Raw genomic sequence first — 17,736 nt, forward strand, 5'->3', positions numbered from 1 at the left:
GGGGCCAGCTTCCCCGGCAACGACTACGGCATGATCCGCAACCGCCACAGCAGCGCGCCCGGCGTCGTCACCCTCTACAACGGCGACGTGCAGCGCATCGACCGGGCCGCCTCAGCTGAACACGGCTCACCGAGGGCCGCCGTACGCCGGATCCGTCGGCGGTGCGGCGGACGGCCGGTCCTCCCTGCGGTGGCCGGTCGTCCGCGGCGCGGCGCACGGTCACGCCTCGGCGCGGGCGGCCTCCAGCAGTTCCTCCGCGTGCGCCCGCGCCAGCTCCGAGTCCTCCTGGCCGGCGAGCATCCGCGACAGCTCCCGCACCCGGTCCTCCCCGTCCATCGCCAGCACGCCGCTGCGCGTGACGCTGCCGTCGTCGGTCTTCTCCACCACCAGGTGCCGGTCGGCGAACGCCGCCACCTGCGGGAGATGGGTGACGACCACGACCTGCGCGGAACGGGCCAGCCGGGCGAGCCGTCGCCCGACCTCGACCGCCGCCTTGCCTCCCACTCCCGCGTCGACCTCGTCGAACAGGTACGTCGGCACCGGGTCCGAGTCCGCGAACACGACCTCGACGGCCAGCATGACCCGGGACAGTTCGCCTCCGGAGGCACCCTTGGCGACCGGCCGGGGCGGCGCCCCGGGGTGCGGGGCGAGCAGCAGCTCCACCTCGTCGGTGCCGTGCGGCCCGTAGGCGTAGGCGCCGCCGTCGATCTCCAGACCCTGCGGGTCCTCCGTGCGGCGCAGCGCGAACGACACCCGGGCGTGCGGCATGGCCAGTTCGCCCAGCTCGCCGGTCACCGCGTCCGCGAACCGCTTCGCCGCGCCCGTACGTGCCTCGGTGAGCTGTGCGGCCAGACCGGCCAGCTCGGTGCGCAGCGCGTCGCGTTCGGCGGCGAGTTCGCCGATCCGGTCGTCGTCGCCCTCGAGTTCGGTGAGCCGGGCGGCGCTGCGCTCGGACCAGGCCAGGACGCCCGCGATGTCGTCGGCGTACTTGCGGGTGAGCTGCGTCAGAGCGGCACGGCGCTCCTCGACCGCGGCGAGACGGAGCGGGTCGGCGTCCAGGTCGTCGGCGTAGCCGGCGAGTTCCCCGGCGACGTCGGTGAGCAGAATGGACACCTCGCTCAGCCGGTCGGCGAGGGCAGCCAGCGCGGGGTCGTGGGCCCGTACCGCCTCCAGCGCGCGGTGGGCGCCCGCGACCAGCGCGTTCGCGTCCACGCCCTCGGGATCGGCGGGGTCTCCGGCGAGCGCACCGTGCGCCGTGGCGGCGGCCGAGGCGAGGGCCTCGGCGTGGCCGAGGCGTTCCGCCTCGGCGGCCAGCTCGTCGTCCTCCCCCGCGCGGGGCTCGGCGGCGGCGATCTCCTCGATGCCGAACCTCAGGAGGTCGGCCTCCTGCGCCCGCTCGCGGGCCCGGGTGGTCAGCTCCTCCAGCTCCAGCGTGACCGAGCGCACCCGCTTGTAGGCCTCGCCCCAGGCGGCGAGCGGCACGGCGACGGCGTCGCCCGCGTACCGGTCCAGCGCCTGGCGCTGGCGGGAGGGGCGCAGCAGCCCCTGCTGGTCGGTCTGGCCGTGCACCGCGACCAGGTCGTCACCGAGGTCGGAGAGCAGCCCGACCGGGACGGACCGGCCGCCGACGTGGGCCCGGGAGCGGCCCTCGGGGGAGACGGTACGGCTGACCAGCAGCGCGTCCTCGTCCAGTTCGGCGCCCGCCTCGGCGGCCCGCACGGCCGCGGGGGCGTCCGGCGCGACGACGATGCGGCCCTCCACGACGGCGGACCTGGCCCCGGCCCGCACCAGGGCGGCGTCGGCGCGGCCGCCGAGCAGCAGGCCGAGGCTGGTGACGACCATGGTCTTGCCCGCGCCGGTCTCGCCGGTCACCGCGGTGAAACCGGCCGACAGCTCGACGACGGCGTCGTCGATCACGCCGAGGTCCTTGATCCGCATCTCCTGCAACACGGATACGACCATACGAGGTTCCCTGCCGGAAACCACCCCCGGCCGTCGTACGCCCTCCCTGCGGGGCCCTCCGCACGCGTGCACGAGCCACGGCGGCACGTCCGCCCGCGCCGGGCGTGTCGGCACGGCAACGGCACCTGACCTGCACCAGGTGTCCGTGGTCATGACACCGAGTGCGGGTATGCTCATGATCGGCGTACCGGGGCCGAGGGGGCGTGCCGGTCGGAGCGAGCAGGGGGACGCGGCATGTCCGGCGGGGCGGGGAACGGTTACGAGGTCCGGAAGAGCGGCATGGCCGGCGAGGCCGGCAAGCTCGACCGGGCGGGCGACGACGTCGGCGACATCCGCAAGGCCGTCGACATGCAGGTGTGCTACCCGGCCGACACGCTGGGCGGCTCGGACTCGGGCCCGGCCCACGACGGCTTCGCCGACGCCTGGCAGGCCGAGGCGAAGGTGCTGGAGGCCGCGTTGCACGAGCTGGCGGACAAGGTCCGCATCTCGCAGCAGAACTACCAGGGCGCCGACGTCTTCGCGCAGAACGGGCTGAACTCGGCTGCCGGCGGAGACGGCCTGACGACGATGCCCACCCCGGCCACGCTCCCCCACCCGGGAATCACCGGCGGACCGGCGCCCGGCGAACGCCCCGCGGTCATCGGCGAGCCGCCGCTCGTCGGCGGACCCGCACCGGCCACGCACACGCCCCCGGGCCTCGCCGACTTCGGCTGAGCAGCACCGCATCAGGCCTCAGCGCACCCCCGCAGCACCGCACCTCCGCATCTCCCGTCGTGCGCCGCGACGGCCGCGCCTGCCGCGGCCGGCCCGGTGCGCGCGTCCGCCGTCACTCACCCACCACCCACGGGGCGAACACGTCATGGCCGCAGCAGGCGAATCCACCACCGACCGCAGGGAAGCGATAGCCGGACACCGGAAGTCCGTCTCCGACGCCGGGGACAAGAACGCCCTGCTCGACGCGATCGGCAAGCTGCTCGACGTCTCGGCACCCGTCGGCTCCCCGAGCACGCTGGACGGCATCGCGAAGACGTACAAGAGCCAGGCAGACGACGCCGGGGACGTGCAGACGCGCGTCGAAGCGGTGGCCAGGTCCGGCCTCCCCTCGGTCTGGGTGGGCAGCACGGGCGCCAAGGCCGCCGAGGTGGTGGCGGCCGCCGGCCGTTCCGCCGAGCAGATGGAGGAGGCGTTCCGCAAGGCGTCGAAGGCGTTGTACGACCTGTCCGACGCCCTGACCTCCGCGCAGTCGACCGACGAGTCCGGCCGCGGCCAGCTGCGTCAGGCCCGCACCCTCCTCGGCGACGAGGACGGCTTCTTCGACGACTGGGTGGAGAAGGACGCCGAGGAGGAGGAACGCAAGCGCGCCCAGAAGATCGCCGTCGGGGGCGCCGACGAGCTGCACGCGGCGGCCGTCAAGGCGGACGACGCGGCGCGGACGGCCGCGCGGGTGCTCAACAAGTTCGCCTCCGAGGCACGCGCCGGACAGATGCGGACGGACGAGATCTCCGCCGCCGACCGCCTCGTCCTCGCCGACATCGGCCAGGTCGGCGGCCCGTTGGAGCAGAACGAGCTCCTGACGGCCAACGACCTGGAACGGTCGGGGCGTTACCTGGAGAAGATGAGCCCGCAGGAGCAGGCCGAATTCGAACGGATGCTCGCCGACGCCGGGTCCCCGCAGGAGCGCGCCTACCTCGTCAAGGCACTCGCAGCGGGCTACAGCCTCGACGAGGTCGGGGAGTTCCGCGACAAGATCCACGACAAGGACCCGGTCTGGCTCCAGGAACACCTTTCGCCCATCACGACGGGCTACGGCAGCAAGGTCGACATGGGGGTCAACGACCAGGGGGCCAACGTCAACACCGAATTCCAGAAGTTCGAGGGCAAGGAGTGGTCTCAGGACGGTCTGACCTGCGTCCCGTCCTCCGTCGTGACCGCCCGCGCAATGGTCGACCCGGTGTACGCCCTCGAGCTGACTGGGGGTCCGACAGGGCAGGAGAACGATGCCGAGGCGTTCCGAGAGCGTCTCACCGACGAACAACTGCGGTTGCACGAGGACGGCGACGGCGCCGACAAGGGCTGGTTCGACGACACGCCCGCCGGGATGAACGACGAGGGAAAGACCGACATCGCCAACAACGAGATCAGCCCTCATACCGGCAGCGAGTACGAGGCTCGGCAGCTCGACAGCGCCGACGCGCGCCGCGACGTGCTGCCGGACGTCGAGAAGGCGGTCGCCGAGGGCAAGCCGGTGCCGATCGGTGTGGAGGGCCACGACGAGGACGGCAATTGGGTCGGGCACGGAATGATGATCATCGGCCAGGAGGGCGACATGCTGCAGGTCTACAACCCGTGGGGGCGAACCACCTGGGTCAGCGAGGACGACTTCGTCAACGGCAACATGCAGAAGGCGTCCGACAACGACCTACCGGACACCTACTCCGTCCATCTTCCGGCCGCGTGAAAGGACCTGCGATGCGCAGTGTACGAAGCGGGGCGTTCGTCTTTCTGACCGTCATACTCGCCGGGTGCGGCTTGGCGGGCCCGGCGATCTACGAGCTCGACGAGAAGACCGTGGAGGTCGAGGTGGGCGAGGAGTTCACGCTGGCCGTGCCGGTCGACGTCGCGTTGGGCGAGAACTGGTCGCTGACCGCACCGGAACCGGATGCCCGCATCGTCCGCAGCAGCGGAAACCGCGAGGAGTACGGGGACAGCGGAGACTACGCGGGCGGGAGCTCCGGAACCTCGTTCTTCGACTTCGAAGCGGTCGGCAAGGGCACCACACGCATCCGGCTCGTGGAGTGCCCCGACATGGGCTGCACGGGCGGCGGCGACAGCGGCAGGCCGGTCGTGCCCAGCCCGGTCCCGAGCGGGAGCCCCACGCCCGACGCCGAGGACCGGGCGAAGATCCACACGTACACCGTGACCGTGAAATGACCGAGGCGCGCATGAACTCCGCATCCACTCCCCCGCCCCCGTCGCGGACCGACGACGAGCTGGCGCAGGCCGATCCGGCGGCGATGCTGCGCTACGGGCTGTCGTTCGGCGGTCCGCACCGCACCGCGCTGTTCGGCGACGGCGCCGTCGGTGCCGCCGTGCGCCTGGACCGGCTGGGCGTGCCACCGCGCGCGGTGGCGTTCCTCGCCAAGGTCGTCCGCAGCGGCGGCGCCCGCTACGCGGCGGAACTGGAGGAGCCCGTGCCGGGTGAGGCCGCCGCGGAACAGGTCCGCGGCTGGCTGGAGACGGCGGCCACCGTCGTCACGGGGCCGGACGGCGACGAGCAGGCCGCGCGCTGGCTGGAGGCCGTCGCGGAGATCCTCTCCCTCCGCGTCACGACCCGCCGCTCCCCCGCCTAGATGATCGATTCCAAGGGGTCGGTGTTCGCTCTCCTCTTGACCTCAACCGAACTTCACGTCACACCATGACCCGCATGGACACTGAATCGACAGCCGCCCACCCGGCCGACCTCGAAGCGATCCACCAGGTCGTAGCCGCCGTCGAGCACTCCCAGCAGCACAAGGACCCCGACGAGTTCCTCGAGCTTTTCCACCCTGACGCGGTCTGGACTACGGGCGGAGGCAAGGTCCTCATCGGTCTCGACGCGATCTCCGAGTTCACCCGCAAGGTCCTTCCCGGAAACCACTGGGACGGCAAAGTCACCTACGAGGTGATCCACGTGTTCTTCATCCGCTCCGACGTTGCGGCGGTCAAGGTCCGTCAGCTCTACCTGACCCCGGGGGACGAGAGTGAGGGTGCACCGCTGTACGTGATGTCGAAGCAGGACAACGGCCGCTGGCTGCTGACCGCCTGCCAGAACACGGAGGTCGTCGCAGACTGATCGATGCAGACTGACCGCCCACGACCGCTGAACCCCTTCGGAATCACTCGTCTAGGGGCGGCGGGCGCCACGCCAACCGGCCACCGGGAGGGCGAACTTCGCGACCAGGCGGTCCGTGAACGACGCGTGGTGCAGCCGTGCGAGACGTACGGGGACGGCGCCGCGGCGGACCTCCACCCGGGCGCCGGCGGGGAGTTCGACGCTGCGGCGCCCGTCGCACCACAGGACGCCGTGCGGGGTCTGCCGCTGCACCTCCACGGCGAGCACCGAGTCGGGCGCGGTCACCAGCGGCTTGGCGAACAGCGCGTGGGCGCTGATCGGCACCATGAGCAGGGCCTCGACCTCGGGCCACACCACGGGGCCGCCGGCCGAGAAGGCGTAGGCCGTGGAGCCGGTGGGCGTGGCGCAGACGACGCCGTCGCCGCCGAATCCGGTGACGGGCCGGCCGTCGACCTCGGTGACGACCTCCAGCATGCGTTCGCGGGCGGCCTTCTCGACGGACGCCTCGTTGAGCGCCCAGTCGGTGTGCACCACGTGGCCGTCGTTGCGCACCAGCACGTCGAGCGTCATGCGCTCCTCGACCTCGTAGCTGCGGCCCACGACCCGGTGCACGACGCGGTCCAGGTCGTCGCGTTCGGCCTCGGCGAGGAAGCCGACCCGGCCGAGGTTGACGCCGAGCATGGGCACGCCCGACGCGCGCGCGAACTCCGCGCCGCGGAGCAGCGTGCCGTCGCCGCCGAGCACCACGAGCAGTTCGCAGCCGTCGAGCACGTCCGGGGCGGCCTCGACGGTCTCCACGGCGGGGGGCAGCGGCATGTCGCTGGCCTCGTCGCCCAGCACGCGCACGCCGATGCCGTTGCGCAGCAGTCCCTGGACCACGAGTTCGGCGCTGCGGACGGCGGCGGGCCGCCCGGTGTGCGCCAGCAGGAAGACGGTGCGGGTGGCGTCGGCCTCCGCGCTCGTCCCCGGGGTCGTCTCGGTCGCCTTCGTCGTCACTGGGGCCCCTCCGCCACCGCTCGTTCCACGTCCGCCGGGTCCAGCTTCGGTGCACCGGCGCGCAGCCACAGGAAGTACTCGACGTTCCCGGACGGCCCTGGCAGCGGGCTGGCGGTGACGCCGCGCACGCCGAGGCCGAGGTGCGCCGCCCGTTCCGCCACCGTCCGCACGGCCTCCGCGCGCAGGGCGGCGCTGCGCACCACGCCGCCGCTGCCGAGCCGTTCCCTGCCGACCTCGAACTGCGGTTTGACCATCAGCAGCAGGTCGGCGTCGGGTGCGGCGCACCGGACGAGCGCGGGCAGCACGAGTCCGAGCGGGATGAACGACAGGTCGCCGACGACCAGTCCGACGGGCCGGCCGTCCACGTCCTCCACGGTCATCTCGCGTACGTTCGTGCGGTCCTTGACGGTGACGCGCGGGTCGCTCTGGAGGGACCAGGCGAGCTGGCCGTAGCCGACGTCGGCGGCGACGACGTGTCCGGCTCCGGCGCGGAGCAGCACGTCGGTGAACCCGCCGGTGGACGCGCCCGCGTCCAGCGCGCGGCGGCCGGTCACCTCCAGCCCCTGCGGGACGAAGACCTCGAGGGCGCCGGCGAGCTTGTGGCCGCCGCGGGAGACGTAGTCCGGGTCGGCGTCGTCCTCCCGGACGACGAGTGCGGCGCTGGTCTCGACCTGGGTGGCCGCTTTGGTGGCGGTCGCACCGCCGACGGTCACCCGCCCCTCGGCGATCAGCCGGCTCGCGTGCTCGCGGGAACGGGCGAGCCTGCGGCGCACCAGTTCCGCGTCGAGTCGCTTGCGTTGCGGGCGGGTCGCAGCCACGTGCGGGTCAGCTCCTGGTGTCGTGCCGGTCGAGCGCGGTCAGCGTGTCGCGCAGGCCGCGGTGCACATCCTCGTACACCTCCAGGTGGCCGGAGACGGCGAGGTGGTCGGCGTCCTCCAGGCGCCGGAGCTGCGCGTCCACGTCGGTGTCGCCGGTCTGCTCGATACGCACGCCGAGCGGCTGCGGGCCGTGGTCCTCCTCGTCCGGGCCGCCGTCGTGGTGCGCGTCGGGGCCGTCGTGGTGCGCGCCCGCACGGGCGTTGGCGGGGGCAGCCGCCTGGGGCGTGCCGGACTCGGTCGCTTCCGGCCCGGGCGCCCCCGGCCGGGACGTCCTCGGCGACGGGGCCTCCGGAGCGGGCTCCGGTGCCGGCTCCGGCGCGGCGGGAGCGGGCGGGTGCGGACCCGCACCCCCGTGCGCGCCGAGCGGGCGGCGCACGGGGCCGGGCACCCCCGGTCCGTGCGGCGGCGGGCCCGGCAGCGGGCGGGGGCCGGGACGGGGTCCGGGCTGGTCCGGGGCGTCGCCGGGCGTCGCGTCGTTCATGGGGGCGACGCTACCCGTTCGGGGCGGGCGGTCGCGCGGCCCGTCGCGCCGACGGCGCAAAGTCGCCCCCGTGTGCGGGAGGCGGCTACCGCCGGCGGGCGGCCGGGACGACCAGGGGGGTGCCGGTCTCCGGGTCGTCGATGACCCTGCACGGCATGCCGAAGACGTCCACCACCAGGTCCGCCGTGACGACGTCCTGCGGCGGCCCCTCGGCGACGACGCGGCCGTCGCGCATCGCGATGAGGTGGGTCGCGTACCGGGCGGCGTGGTTGAGGTCGTGCAGGACGGCCACCACCGTGCGGCCGTCCTCGTGCAGCCCGGCGCAGAGGTCGAGGATGTCGATCTGGTGGGCGATGTCCAGGTAGGTCGTGGGCTCGTCGAGCAGCAGCAGCGGAGTCTCCTGGGCCAGCACCATCGCGATCCACACCCGCTGCCGCTGGCCGCCGGAGAGCTCCTCCACGAAGCGGTCGGCCAGCGCGGAGACGCCGGTGGCGGCCATGGCCCGGTCGACGATCCGCTCGTCCTCGCGCGACCACTGGCGCAGCAGGCTCTGGTGCGGGTAGCGGCCGCGTCCGACGAGGTCGGCGACGGTGATGCCGTCCGGGGCGAGGGAGGACTGCGGCAGGAGGCCGAGGGTGCGGGCGACCTGCTTGGCGGGCAGCGCCGCGATGTCGCGGCCGTCCAGCAGTACGCGGCCCACGGCGGGCTTCAGCATCCGGGACAGGGCGCGCAGCAGCGTGGACTTGCCGCAGGCGTTGGGGCCGACGACGACGGTGAAGGACTCGTCGGGGACGGAGACGGACAGCTCGCGGGCGATGGTGCGCTGGTCGTAGGCGAGAGTCATGCCCACCCCGGCGAGCCGGGTGGCGTCGACGTCGCCGGCCGCAGGGGGTTCGCCCTTCGCCATCCGGACGCCCGGGCCGGTGCCGGTGAACTGCTTCATGTCGCGGGTCCTCTTCCTGCTCCCGTCCGTCCGGGCGTGCGGGGGCGGCGGTTCGGGCGGCGGGTGTCCGCCGGGGGCGGGCCGGCGGGGGTCATATCCGTCCCGCCCTGCGTTCGGTGGCCAGCAGCCACACCAGATACGCGCCGCCCGCGACACCGGTGACGACGCCGACGGGCAGGGTGTGTCCGGGTATCAGGCGCTGGGCGGCGAGGTCGGCGACGACCAGCAGCGCGGCGCCCATGAAGAGCGCCGGCAGCAGGTTCGGGCCGGGGGCGCGGGTCAGGCGCCGGGCGAGCTGCGGCGCGGTCAGGGCGACGAAGGCGACGGGACCGGCGGCGGCCGAGGCGAAGGAGACCAGCAGGACGGCGGCGGTGAGCACCGTCAGGCGGACGCGTTCGACCGGTATGCCCAGGCCGGAGGCCGCGTCGTCGCCCATCTCCAGCATGCGCAGCGGCCGCGCGCAGTACAGCAGGACGACCGGCAGCAGCACGACCAGCGTGACGAGCAGGGGCAGGGCGTCCTCCCAGCCGCGTCCGTCGAGGCTGCCGGTGATCCACAATACGGCGCGCCCGGCTTCGAGGATCTGGGCGCGAGTGAGCAGGTAGCCGTTGACGCCGGTGAGGATGGCCATCACGCCGATGCCGACGAGGACGAGGCGATAGCCGTGCACTCCCTGCCGCCAGGCGAGAAGGTAGATGAGCAGGCCGGTGGCGAGTCCGCCGACGACGGCGCCGAAGGCGAGCGCGGTGCTGCCGCCGCCGATGAGGACCACGGCGGTGAGGGCGCCGGTCGCGGAACCGCTGGTGAAGCCGAGCACGTCGGGGCTGCCGAGCGGGTTGCGGACCACGGTCTGGAAGACGGCGCCGCCGAGGCCGAACGCGGCGCCCACCAGGAGGGCGGTGGCGGTGCGGGGCAGGCGCAGTTCCTCGACGACGAACGCGTCGCCGGGCGCGCCGGAACCCGTCAGGACCCGGAGTACGTCCAGGGGGTTCATCGGGTAGTCGCCGCTGCCGGCGGCGATCGCGAACACGGCGCCGGCCAGGGCGAGTACCGCGCAGCCGGTGCCGACGGCCAGGGCGCGGGGCCGGAAGACGACGGAGAAGCTCCCTGCGGCGGCGCGTTTGACGCTCATGCGCGGGCCACCTTCCGCCGGGTCACGAAGTACAGGAACAGCGGGCCGCCGAGCACCGCGGTGACGATGCCGACCTGGAGTTCGGAGGGCCGGGCGAGGAGGCGGCCGGCCACGTCGGCGGCCAGCAGCAGGACGGGGGCGAGCACGGCGCAGTACGGAAGCATCCAGCGCAGGTCCGGGCCGGTGAGCGCGCGGACCATGTGCGGGACCATCAGGCCGACGAAGACGATGGGACCGCAGGCGGCGGTGGCGGCGCCGCAGAGCAGCGTCACGGTCACCATGGCGCCTCTGCGGACCTCCGCGGGGCGGGCGCCGAGGGCCCGCGCGGAGTCGTCGCCCAGCGCGAGGGCGTTCAGCGGGCGGGCCAGGGCGAGGGCCCCGACCGTGCCGATCACGACGAACCACCCCAGGCTCTCGAGGATTTCCGGCCGTGTGCCGGCGAGCGAGCCGACGGTCCAGAACCGCATCAGGTCCAGCGACGAGGTGTCCAGCAGCATCACGGCGTTGACGTAGCTGAACAGGGCGGCGTTCAGGGCGGCGCCGGCGAGCGCCAGGCGTGCCGGGGTGGCGCCGCGTCCGCCGCCGACGGTGTAGACCAGGACGGCCACGGCGGCGGCGCCGGCGAAGGCGAACCACACGTAGCCGGAGAAGCCGGTGATGCCGAGGAACGAGATGGCGGTGACGACGGACGCGGCGGCGCCGGCGTTGATGCCGAGCAGGCCGGGGTCGGCCAGCGGGTTGCGGGTCAGGGCCTGCATCACCCCGCCCGCGAGCCCCAGCGCGGTACCGACCATGAGCCCGAGCACCGTGCGGGGCAGCCGCATGTCGTGCACGACGGTCCAGCTTCCGGACGTGTGGTCGGTCAGGCCGGCCCACACCTCGTCGAGGGAGAGGGCCTTGGCGCCGAGGGCGACGCTCAGGGCGAGCAGCACGCACAGCAGCGCCAGCGAGGCGAGGAGACCGGCGGCGCGCACGGCGTTCCGCCCGCGGGGCGGCCGGGTGCCCGGCGATGCCGCCTGGGGCGACTCCGGCGGCGGGGACTTGGTCAGCGACACGTACGCGGCTCCGGTCGGGGCCCGGTGACGCGACTCACCCGGCCACGGGGACAGTGCTTTGTTAGGTTAACCTAACCTCGCACGCGGACCCCGCGGTCCCCCCAGCACGTCCCAGGAAGGCCCCTGCCATGTCTCAGCCCCGACCGTCCACTCCCACCAGGCGCGGCGTCCTCGCGGCGGGCGGCGCCGTCGGGCTCGGCGCTCTGCTCGCCGCCTGCGGCGACGGCGGCACGTCCGGGAAGAGCGGCGGCTCGGGCGGAAACGGCGGCGGCTCCTGGTCGTTCACCGACGACCGCGAGAAGAAGGTCACCCTGGACGCGGTACCGGACCGGATCGTGGCCTTCACCGGTACCGCCGCCGCGCTGCACGACTTCGGCATCGACGAGCAGGTCGTCGGCGTCTTCGGCCCGACGAAGCTGCCGAACGGCGAGGCCGACCCGCAGGCCGGCGACCTCGACGTCGACCGGCTGGAGGTCATCGGCAACGCCTACGGCGAGTTCAGCATCGAGAAGTACGCCAAGACCCGTCCCCAGGTGCTCATCACCAACATGTACGAGCCGGGTGCACTGTGGTTCGTGCCGGAGGAGAGCAAGGACAAGATCGTCAAGCTGGCGCCGACCGTCGCGATCACGGCGTCCCGCACCTCGTTGAAGAACGTCATCGGCCGCTACGCGGATCTGGCCGAGTCCCTGGGCGCCGACCTGAAGGCGCAGCAGGTCACCTCCGCCAAGGCGCGTTTCGAGAAGGCCGCCGAGCGGCTCCGCAAGGCCGCGAAGGCGAGCGGCGGCCTGAAGGTCCTGGCCTGCTCGGGCAGCAAGGACCTCTTCTACGCCTCCAACCCGGGGATGAGCGCCGACCTGATGTTCTTCCAGGAACTCGGCGTGCAGCTCGTCACGCCGGACAACCTGGACGAGGGCGGCTACTTCGAGAGCCTGAGCTGGGAGAACGCCGACAAGTACGACGCCGACCTGCTCTTCCTCGACGACCGCACCGCGACGCTCCAGCCGGAGCAGCTGAAGGCCAAGCCCTCCTGGCGCGACCTGCCCGCGGTGAAGGCCGGCCAGGTCACCCCGTGGTCGAGCGAACCGCGCTTCTCCTACGCGGGCTCCGCCCCGCTGGTGGAGCGCCTGGCGAAGGCCGTCGAGGACGCTGCGAAGGTCGGCTGACCCCCCGCACGGAAGGATTCCGTATGAGTGCCGCCGCTCGTGAAGCACCCGCGCCCGCCGCGCCGTTCGCTTTCTTCGAACTGCAGGTGGTGCGCACCCGACGGCTCGGTCCGACGATGCTGCGCGTGACCCTCGGCGGCGAAGCCATGGCGGGCTTCGCGAGCGGGGGGCGCGACCAGAGCTTCTCGTTGTTCCTTCCGCACCCCGGCCAGTCCGCACCCGTCGTGCCGACGGGGGCGGACTGGTTCGCCCGCTACCGTGCGATGGACCCGGAGGAACGGGCCGTGATGCGCGCCTACACCGTCCGCGCCCGGCGCGCGGACGAGTTGGACGTCGACTTCGCCCTGCACGGCGACGGCGGACCGGCCTCGCGGTGGGCGCGGACCGCCGGGCCGGGCGACCGGGTGACGCTGCTGGGTCCGGTGGTTCCGGACAACAAGAGCGTCTGCTTCCGGCTCCCGGACGACGCCGACTGGGTGCTGCTCAGCGGCGACGAGACGGCGCTTCCCGCCCTCGGCGCCATCCTGGAGTCGCTGCCCGCGGGGCTGCCGGCCCGGGTGTTCGTCGAGGTTCCCGAGGCGGGCGACCTCACGGAGCTGGACACCGAGGCCGACGCCGAGATCACCTGGCTGGTCCGCTCCGGCCGGTCCGGGCACCGTACGGACGTGGCGGTGGAGGCCCTGCGGTCGGCCGCGCTGCCGGCGGGAGCGCCGTACGCCTGGATCGCGGGCGAAGCGGGCACGGTGCGCGCGCTGCGCCGCCATCTGGTGAACGAGCGCGGGTTCGCGCGGCGTGCCGTGACCTTCGGCGGCTACTGGCGGCTCGGCTCCTCGGAGGAGAGGCTCGCCGCCGAGGCCGAGGCCGGCCTCTCCCGCGTCCCGGAGGACTGAACCCCCCGCCCGCAGGCTGCGGCCGGGCCCGTACGAGACGCGCCCGCGCTGTCACCAGCCCAGGCGGGCCAGTGCCTTGGCGGAGTCGAGGTCGCAGCCGCCGTCGCCCCCGGCCGCCCAGGCGGCGCCGCACAGGGCGCGCAGGCCGTCGACGGGATCGCCGCCGCCCTCCAGGGCGAGCGCTCCGTCCGCGGCGCGTGCGCGCCAGCCGCCGCAGCGGAAACCGGTCACCGGGTCGCCCGTGGTCCCGGGGTGCGGAGTGAGCAGCCCCCGCAGGTCCGCGGCGACGTACGCGGGCCGGTGCGGCGGCGGCGCGGCCAGGAGTTGTGCCCCGTCCGTCACCCCCGTCATCACCAGCAACGCGTCCACGCCGCCGGCGTGCGCGCCCTCGATGTCGGTGTCGAGCCGGTCGCCGACCACCAGCGGCCGTTCGGCGCCGGTGCGCAGGATCGTCTCGCGGTGCATGGGCGGGCGCGGCTTTCCGGCGACCTGCGGTTCGGGAGCGTCCCGCATCCACCGGGTGGCGATCCGGACGACCTCCACGGCGGCGCCGTTGCCGGGGGCGATACCCCGTCCGCTGGGAATGGTGAGGTCGGTGTTGGAGGCATACCAGGCGGCACCGCGTCCGACGGCGAGCGCGGCCTCGGCGAGACGCCCCCACGCCAACTCCGGCCCGCCGTAGCCCTGCACGACGGCGGCCGGGTCGTCGTCCGCGGACTCGACGGTCTCCAGGCCGCGTTCGGTCAGCGCCACGCGCAGCCCCTCGCCGCCGACGCACAGCACGCGGGAGCCGGGCGGAAGCTGCTCGGCGACGAGACGGGCCACGGCCTGCGCGGAGGTGATCACTTCGTCTGCGGCGGCGGGCACGCCGAGCCGGGTGAGGTGGTCGGCGACGGTCTGCGGGGTACGGGCGGCGTTGTTGGTGACGAACGCCTGCCGCATCCCGTCCCGGCGGGCGGCGGCGAGTGCCTCGACGGCGTGCGGCACCGCGGCACCGCCGGCGTACACGACGCCGTCCAGGTCGAGCAGGGCGGTGTCGTACGCCTGGCTCAGTGCCGTCTCGCAGGCTGGCAGCATGATTCTTCCCTGGTCTTCGGTCGGGTGTCTTCCCCACCGATCATCGCGTACCCGCCCCCTGGCGCCGTGCGCCGGTCCGCATAGCATTCCGGGATGCGCACTGACGGCAACGACGCCCACGACGCCCCTGCCCGGGCCACCGACGGCCTGCGGCTGCTGCCCTTCCGCGGACTGCGCTACGTTCCGGAGCGCGTGAGTTCGCTCGCCGCGGTGACGTCCCCGCCGTACGACGTCATCGTGCGCCCGGACGGTGTGCTGCACCTGGAGACCGCCGACCCGTACAACATCGTGCGGCTGATCCTGCCGCACACCGTCGACCCGGCGGCCCGGCACCGCAAGGCCGCCGACACCCTGCACCGCTGGCGCGGGGAGGGCGTGCTGGCCGCCGACGGGACCCCGGCGCTGTACGTCTACGAGCAGCGGCGCGGCGAGGTGCTGCAACGTGGGCTGATCGGCGCGCTGCGCCTGGACGGTCCGGTGCTGCCGCACGAGGACGTGGTCCCGGAGATCGTCGCCGACCGGGCGGCGCTGATGCGGGAGACCGCGGCCAACTTCGAGCCGCTGCTGCTCGCCTACCGGAGCGAGGGCACGGTCACGGGGGCGACCGCCGTGATCGAGGGCGCACTGACCCGGGCGCCGCTGCTGACGACCACCACCGAGGACGGTTTCGCGCACCGCCTGTGGTCCGTGACCGATCCGGCCGAGATCGACGCGGCGTGCGCGGATCTCGCCTCCCGGGAGGCGCTGATCGCCGACGGGCACCACCGCTGGGCGACATACCAGCGGCTGGCCGGGGAGCACCGCGGCGGAGACGCCGGGGCGTGGGCCAGCGGCCTGGTGCTGCTGGTCGACTCGGCCCGCTACCCGCTCCAGGTGCGGGCGATCCACCGGGTGCTGCCGCGGTTGCCGCTGGGCGACGCCCTGGCGGCGCTGGAGGGGGTGTGCCGGGTGCGGGCGGTGGACGGGCCGCTGCCTGCGGCGCTGGAGGCCCAGGCCGGGACGCCGGGCAACGCCTTCCTGCTTTCCGGCGGGGGTTCGGCGGGAACCGGCGCGTTCCACCTGGTGGACCGCCCGGACCCGGACCTGCTGGCACGCACGGTCCGCAGCGACCGGCCGGAGACGTGGCGACGGCTGGACGCGACGGTTCTGCACTCGGCGCTGCTGGACGCCGTGTGGCGGGTCCCGGACCGGCCGTCGGACATCTCCTACCTGCATTCGGCGGAGGACGCGGTGGAGCAGGCGGGACAGCACGGCGGCACCGCCGTGCTGCTGCGTCCGGAGCGTGAGGAGACGGTGCGCGAGCTGGCCGGGCAGGGCGTCACCATGCCCCGGAAGTCCACCTCGTTCGGGCCGAAGCCCGCCACCGGTCTGGTGCTGCGCGACCTCGCGGACGAAACCGGCTGAGGCCGGCTCCAGCTCGTCGGCGCGCTGGACGACCCACCCGTCCGGCTCGCCTGACACCGCGGGGCGTGTGTGGAGGGGCGGGCCCTGCCGGCCCGCCCCTCCACAGTCTCCTCAGTCCTGCGGCGGCTCCTCGCCGGAGTCGCCGTCGGCGCTCTTCGGCTCGGACACGGGCTCGGCCTCGGGCTGGGCCGCGGTGGCGCCTTCCGGGGCCTCCGGGGCCTCTTCCCGCTCGTCCTCCTCCGCGGCTTCCTCGTCGAGCGCGTCGAGGAACTCCACGCCGTCCAGTTCGGCCAGCCGGTCGGATGCGTCGGTGAGTCCTCCCTGGTCGGCCTCGAGCGCCCTGGCGAACCAGTCACGGGCCTCCTCCGTCCGGCCCACCTCGAGCAGGGCGTCGGCATAGGCGTACCGGAGACGCGCGGTCCAGGGCTGCACGGAGTTCGAGGCCAGTTCCGAACTCTGCAGCGTCACCACCGCAGCGTCGGCCTGACCCATGTCGCGACGGGCGCCGGCGGCGACGATGCGCATCTCGACCTGTCCCGCCTTGTCGAGCTTCCGCACCTCGGACTCCCCGGCCATCGCCAGGGCACGCTCCGGGCGCCCCATCCCGCGCTCGCAGTCGGCCATCACGGGCCACAGGTGAACACCGCCGGTCATGCGCCGCGCCGCACGGAACTCGGCCAGCGCCTCCGCGTACTTACCGACACCGTACGAAGCGAAGCCCGCCGCCTCACGGACCGCCGAGACGCGGGAGGCGAGGCGCAGTGCCACGCGGGAGTAGCCGTAGGCCTGCTCGGGTTCCTCGTCCAGCAGCCGCCCGACCATCACGAGGTTCTTGGCCACGTCTTCGGCAAGCGTCTTGGGGAGGCCCATGAGCTCCTGGCGCACGTCACGCGGTACTTCCTCACCGGTGACGTCCTCCGGGATCGGCAGGCGCCGCAACGGCTGGCCGTCACCACGCGAGCCGCCCCTGCGGTCGTCCCGTCGGGTGTCCCTGCGGTCGTCACGTCGGCCGTCCCGACGATCGTCCCGGCGGCCACCGCCCCTGCGGTCGTCCTGCCGGTCCCGGCCACGGAAACGGTCATCGCGCCGGAAGCCTCCGCGGTCACCGCCCGGACGGCCGCGCTCGCGGTCGTCACGGCGGTCACGGCCTTCGGTACGGCGGTCATTGCGCCGGTCCTCCCAGCGCCCGCCGTCGGAGCGCCGGTCGGTGCGCCGGTCGTCGCCACGGCGTCCGGCGCCACGGTCCTCCCAACGCCCGCTCCTGCGGTCGTCCCGACGGTCGCCGGAGCGCTCGTCGCGCCGCTCCCGGCCACGGAAACGGTCGTCGTCGGGACGGGTGTCGCGGCGGAACCCACGCTGGTCGTCGCGACGGGGACCGCCACGGTGGCTCGGCCGCTCGCGGTCGCCGTAACGCCCGCGGTCACGGTCACGGTCGCCGTAACGACCGCTGTCGCGCCCTCCGTCCCGACCACGGTCACCGTAGCCGCTGCGGAAGCCTCGGTCACGATCCGAGCGCCGGTCGCTCTCGCCACCGCGGCGCTCGTCGTCGCCCCGCCGGCCGTCGCCGTAAGGGCGCCGGCCGCCCCTGTCGTCGCGGCGGAATCCGCCGCGGTCGTCACCGTCCCTGCGCGGGCGGCGCGGACGATCGTCACCCCGCCGCGGCGGCCCCTGTCGGCGGGGGCGCGCGGAATCGTCGTCGGACGAGTTGGTGGACATGGGGTGTGACTCCTGTCTGAGATTTCCCTCGGGGAGAACGCAAAAAAAGCCGGTGGCTCCAGCGCATGTACGCTGGAGCCACCGGCTCTCAATGATTGTTCGGCGGCGTCCTACTCTCCCACGAGGTCCCCCTCGCAGTACCATCGGCGCAATGAGGCTTAGCTTCCGGGTTCGGAAAGTAACCGGGCGTTTCCCTCACGCTAT

Annotated in this window: 17 protein-coding genes and 1 rRNA gene; 8 read left to right on the forward strand and 10 right to left on the reverse strand. The window is 73.8% G+C overall.

From position 1 onward, the window contains the following. Positions 1–219: 219 nt before the first annotated feature. Complete coding sequence (recN, locus tag K304_RS0104965) at positions 220–1,962, reverse strand: DNA repair protein RecN (RefSeq protein ID WP_027762847.1); 1,743 nt, start codon at positions 1,960–1,962, stop codon at positions 220–222. Between the two features lie 234 nt (positions 1,963–2,196). Here recN and K304_RS31595 point away from each other — a divergent pair, with 234 nt between their 5' ends. The 5 genes from K304_RS31595 to K304_RS0104990 all read left to right on the forward strand — a co-directional run bounded on the left by K304_RS31595 (position 2,197) and on the right by K304_RS0104990 (position 5,794). Then, a complete protein-coding gene (locus tag K304_RS31595) occupies positions 2,197–2,676 on the forward strand; it encodes a WXG100 family type VII secretion target (protein ID WP_051307880.1) in 480 nt (159 codons plus the stop codon). 145 nt (positions 2,677–2,821) lie between these two features. Then, entirely contained in the window at positions 2,822–4,420 is a 1,599-nt protein-coding gene (locus K304_RS0104975; RefSeq protein WP_027762848.1) for a hypothetical protein, read from the forward strand. Between the two features lie 11 nt (positions 4,421–4,431). Then, positions 4,432–4,893, forward strand: a complete 462-nt coding sequence (locus K304_RS27345; RefSeq protein WP_051307882.1) for a protease inhibitor I42 family protein — start codon at positions 4,432–4,434, stop codon at positions 4,891–4,893. A gap of 11 nt (positions 4,894–4,904) precedes the next feature. Then, entirely contained in the window at positions 4,905–5,312 is a 408-nt protein-coding gene (locus K304_RS0104985) for a hypothetical protein (RefSeq protein WP_027762849.1), read from the forward strand. Positions 5,313–5,386: 74 nt separating this feature from the next. Continuing rightward, the gene (locus tag K304_RS0104990; protein ID WP_027762850.1) at positions 5,387–5,794 is read left to right on the forward strand and encodes an SgcJ/EcaC family oxidoreductase; all 408 of its coding nucleotides are present in this window, start codon (positions 5,387–5,389) and stop codon (positions 5,792–5,794) included. A 51-nt stretch (positions 5,795–5,845) separates the two neighbouring features. Here K304_RS0104990 and K304_RS0104995 read toward each other — a convergent pair whose 3' ends face one another. From K304_RS0104995 to K304_RS0105020, 6 genes are all read right to left on the reverse strand, one after another. Then, positions 5,846–6,790: an NAD kinase gene (locus tag K304_RS0104995; RefSeq protein ID WP_078528536.1), complete on the reverse strand. Its 945-nt coding sequence runs from the start codon at positions 6,788–6,790 to the stop codon at positions 5,846–5,848. Then, positions 6,787–7,608 (reverse strand): TlyA family RNA methyltransferase, encoded by an 822-nt coding sequence (locus K304_RS0105000; protein WP_027762852.1) that lies wholly within the window; start codon positions 7,606–7,608, stop codon positions 6,787–6,789. Before K304_RS0105000 ends, K304_RS0104995 begins: the two co-directional genes overlap by 4 nt. Before the next feature lie 7 nt (positions 7,609–7,615). Further along, the gene (locus K304_RS33875; RefSeq protein WP_486591573.1) at positions 7,616–8,149 is read right to left on the reverse strand and encodes a hypothetical protein; all 534 of its coding nucleotides are present in this window, start codon (positions 8,147–8,149) and stop codon (positions 7,616–7,618) included. An 85-nt stretch (positions 8,150–8,234) separates the two neighbouring features. Beyond that, on the reverse strand, positions 8,235–8,993 hold the full coding sequence (locus K304_RS0105010; protein ID WP_037789302.1) for an ATP-binding cassette domain-containing protein: 759 nt from the start codon (positions 8,991–8,993) through the stop codon (positions 8,235–8,237). Positions 8,994–9,183: 190 nt separating this feature from the next. Beyond that, positions 9,184–10,224 (reverse strand): iron chelate uptake ABC transporter family permease subunit, encoded by a 1,041-nt coding sequence (locus K304_RS0105015; protein ID WP_027762854.1) that lies wholly within the window; start codon positions 10,222–10,224, stop codon positions 9,184–9,186. After that, the gene (locus tag K304_RS0105020) at positions 10,221–11,279 is read right to left on the reverse strand and encodes an iron ABC transporter permease (RefSeq protein ID WP_027762855.1); all 1,059 of its coding nucleotides are present in this window, start codon (positions 11,277–11,279) and stop codon (positions 10,221–10,223) included. Before K304_RS0105020 ends, K304_RS0105015 begins: the two co-directional genes overlap by 4 nt. 128 nt (positions 11,280–11,407) lie before the next feature. Here K304_RS0105020 and K304_RS0105025 point away from each other — a divergent pair, with 128 nt between their 5' ends. Together K304_RS0105025 and K304_RS0105030 are read left to right on the forward strand one after the other, a co-directional pair. Continuing rightward, entirely contained in the window at positions 11,408–12,445 is a 1,038-nt protein-coding gene (locus K304_RS0105025) for an ABC transporter substrate-binding protein (RefSeq protein ID WP_027762856.1), read from the forward strand. A gap of 23 nt (positions 12,446–12,468) precedes the next feature. Next, positions 12,469–13,335, forward strand: a complete 867-nt coding sequence (locus tag K304_RS0105030; protein WP_027762857.1) for a siderophore-interacting protein — start codon at positions 12,469–12,471, stop codon at positions 13,333–13,335. Between the two features lie 51 nt (positions 13,336–13,386). Here K304_RS0105030 and K304_RS0105035 read toward each other — a convergent pair whose 3' ends face one another. After that, complete coding sequence (locus K304_RS0105035) at positions 13,387–14,412, reverse strand: HAD hydrolase-like protein (RefSeq protein ID WP_037789239.1); 1,026 nt, start codon at positions 14,410–14,412, stop codon at positions 13,387–13,389. A 93-nt stretch (positions 14,413–14,505) separates the two neighbouring features. Here K304_RS0105035 and K304_RS0105040 point away from each other — a divergent pair, with 93 nt between their 5' ends. After that, positions 14,506–15,816: a DUF1015 domain-containing protein gene (locus K304_RS0105040; RefSeq protein ID WP_027762859.1), complete on the forward strand. Its 1,311-nt coding sequence runs from the start codon at positions 14,506–14,508 to the stop codon at positions 15,814–15,816. A gap of 111 nt (positions 15,817–15,927) precedes the next feature. On the opposite strand, the gene K304_RS33565 is transcribed toward K304_RS0105040, so the two are convergent. Both K304_RS33565 and rrf read right to left on the reverse strand, forming a co-directional pair. Continuing rightward, positions 15,928–16,701 (reverse strand): tetratricopeptide repeat protein, encoded by a 774-nt coding sequence (locus K304_RS33565; protein ID WP_199779557.1) that lies wholly within the window; start codon positions 16,699–16,701, stop codon positions 15,928–15,930. Positions 16,702–17,629: 928 nt separating this feature from the next. After that, a 5S ribosomal RNA gene (rrf, locus tag K304_RS0105050) occupies positions 17,630–17,736 on the reverse strand; the annotation flags it as partial.

The organism is Streptomyces sp. CNS606 (assembly GCF_000426325.1).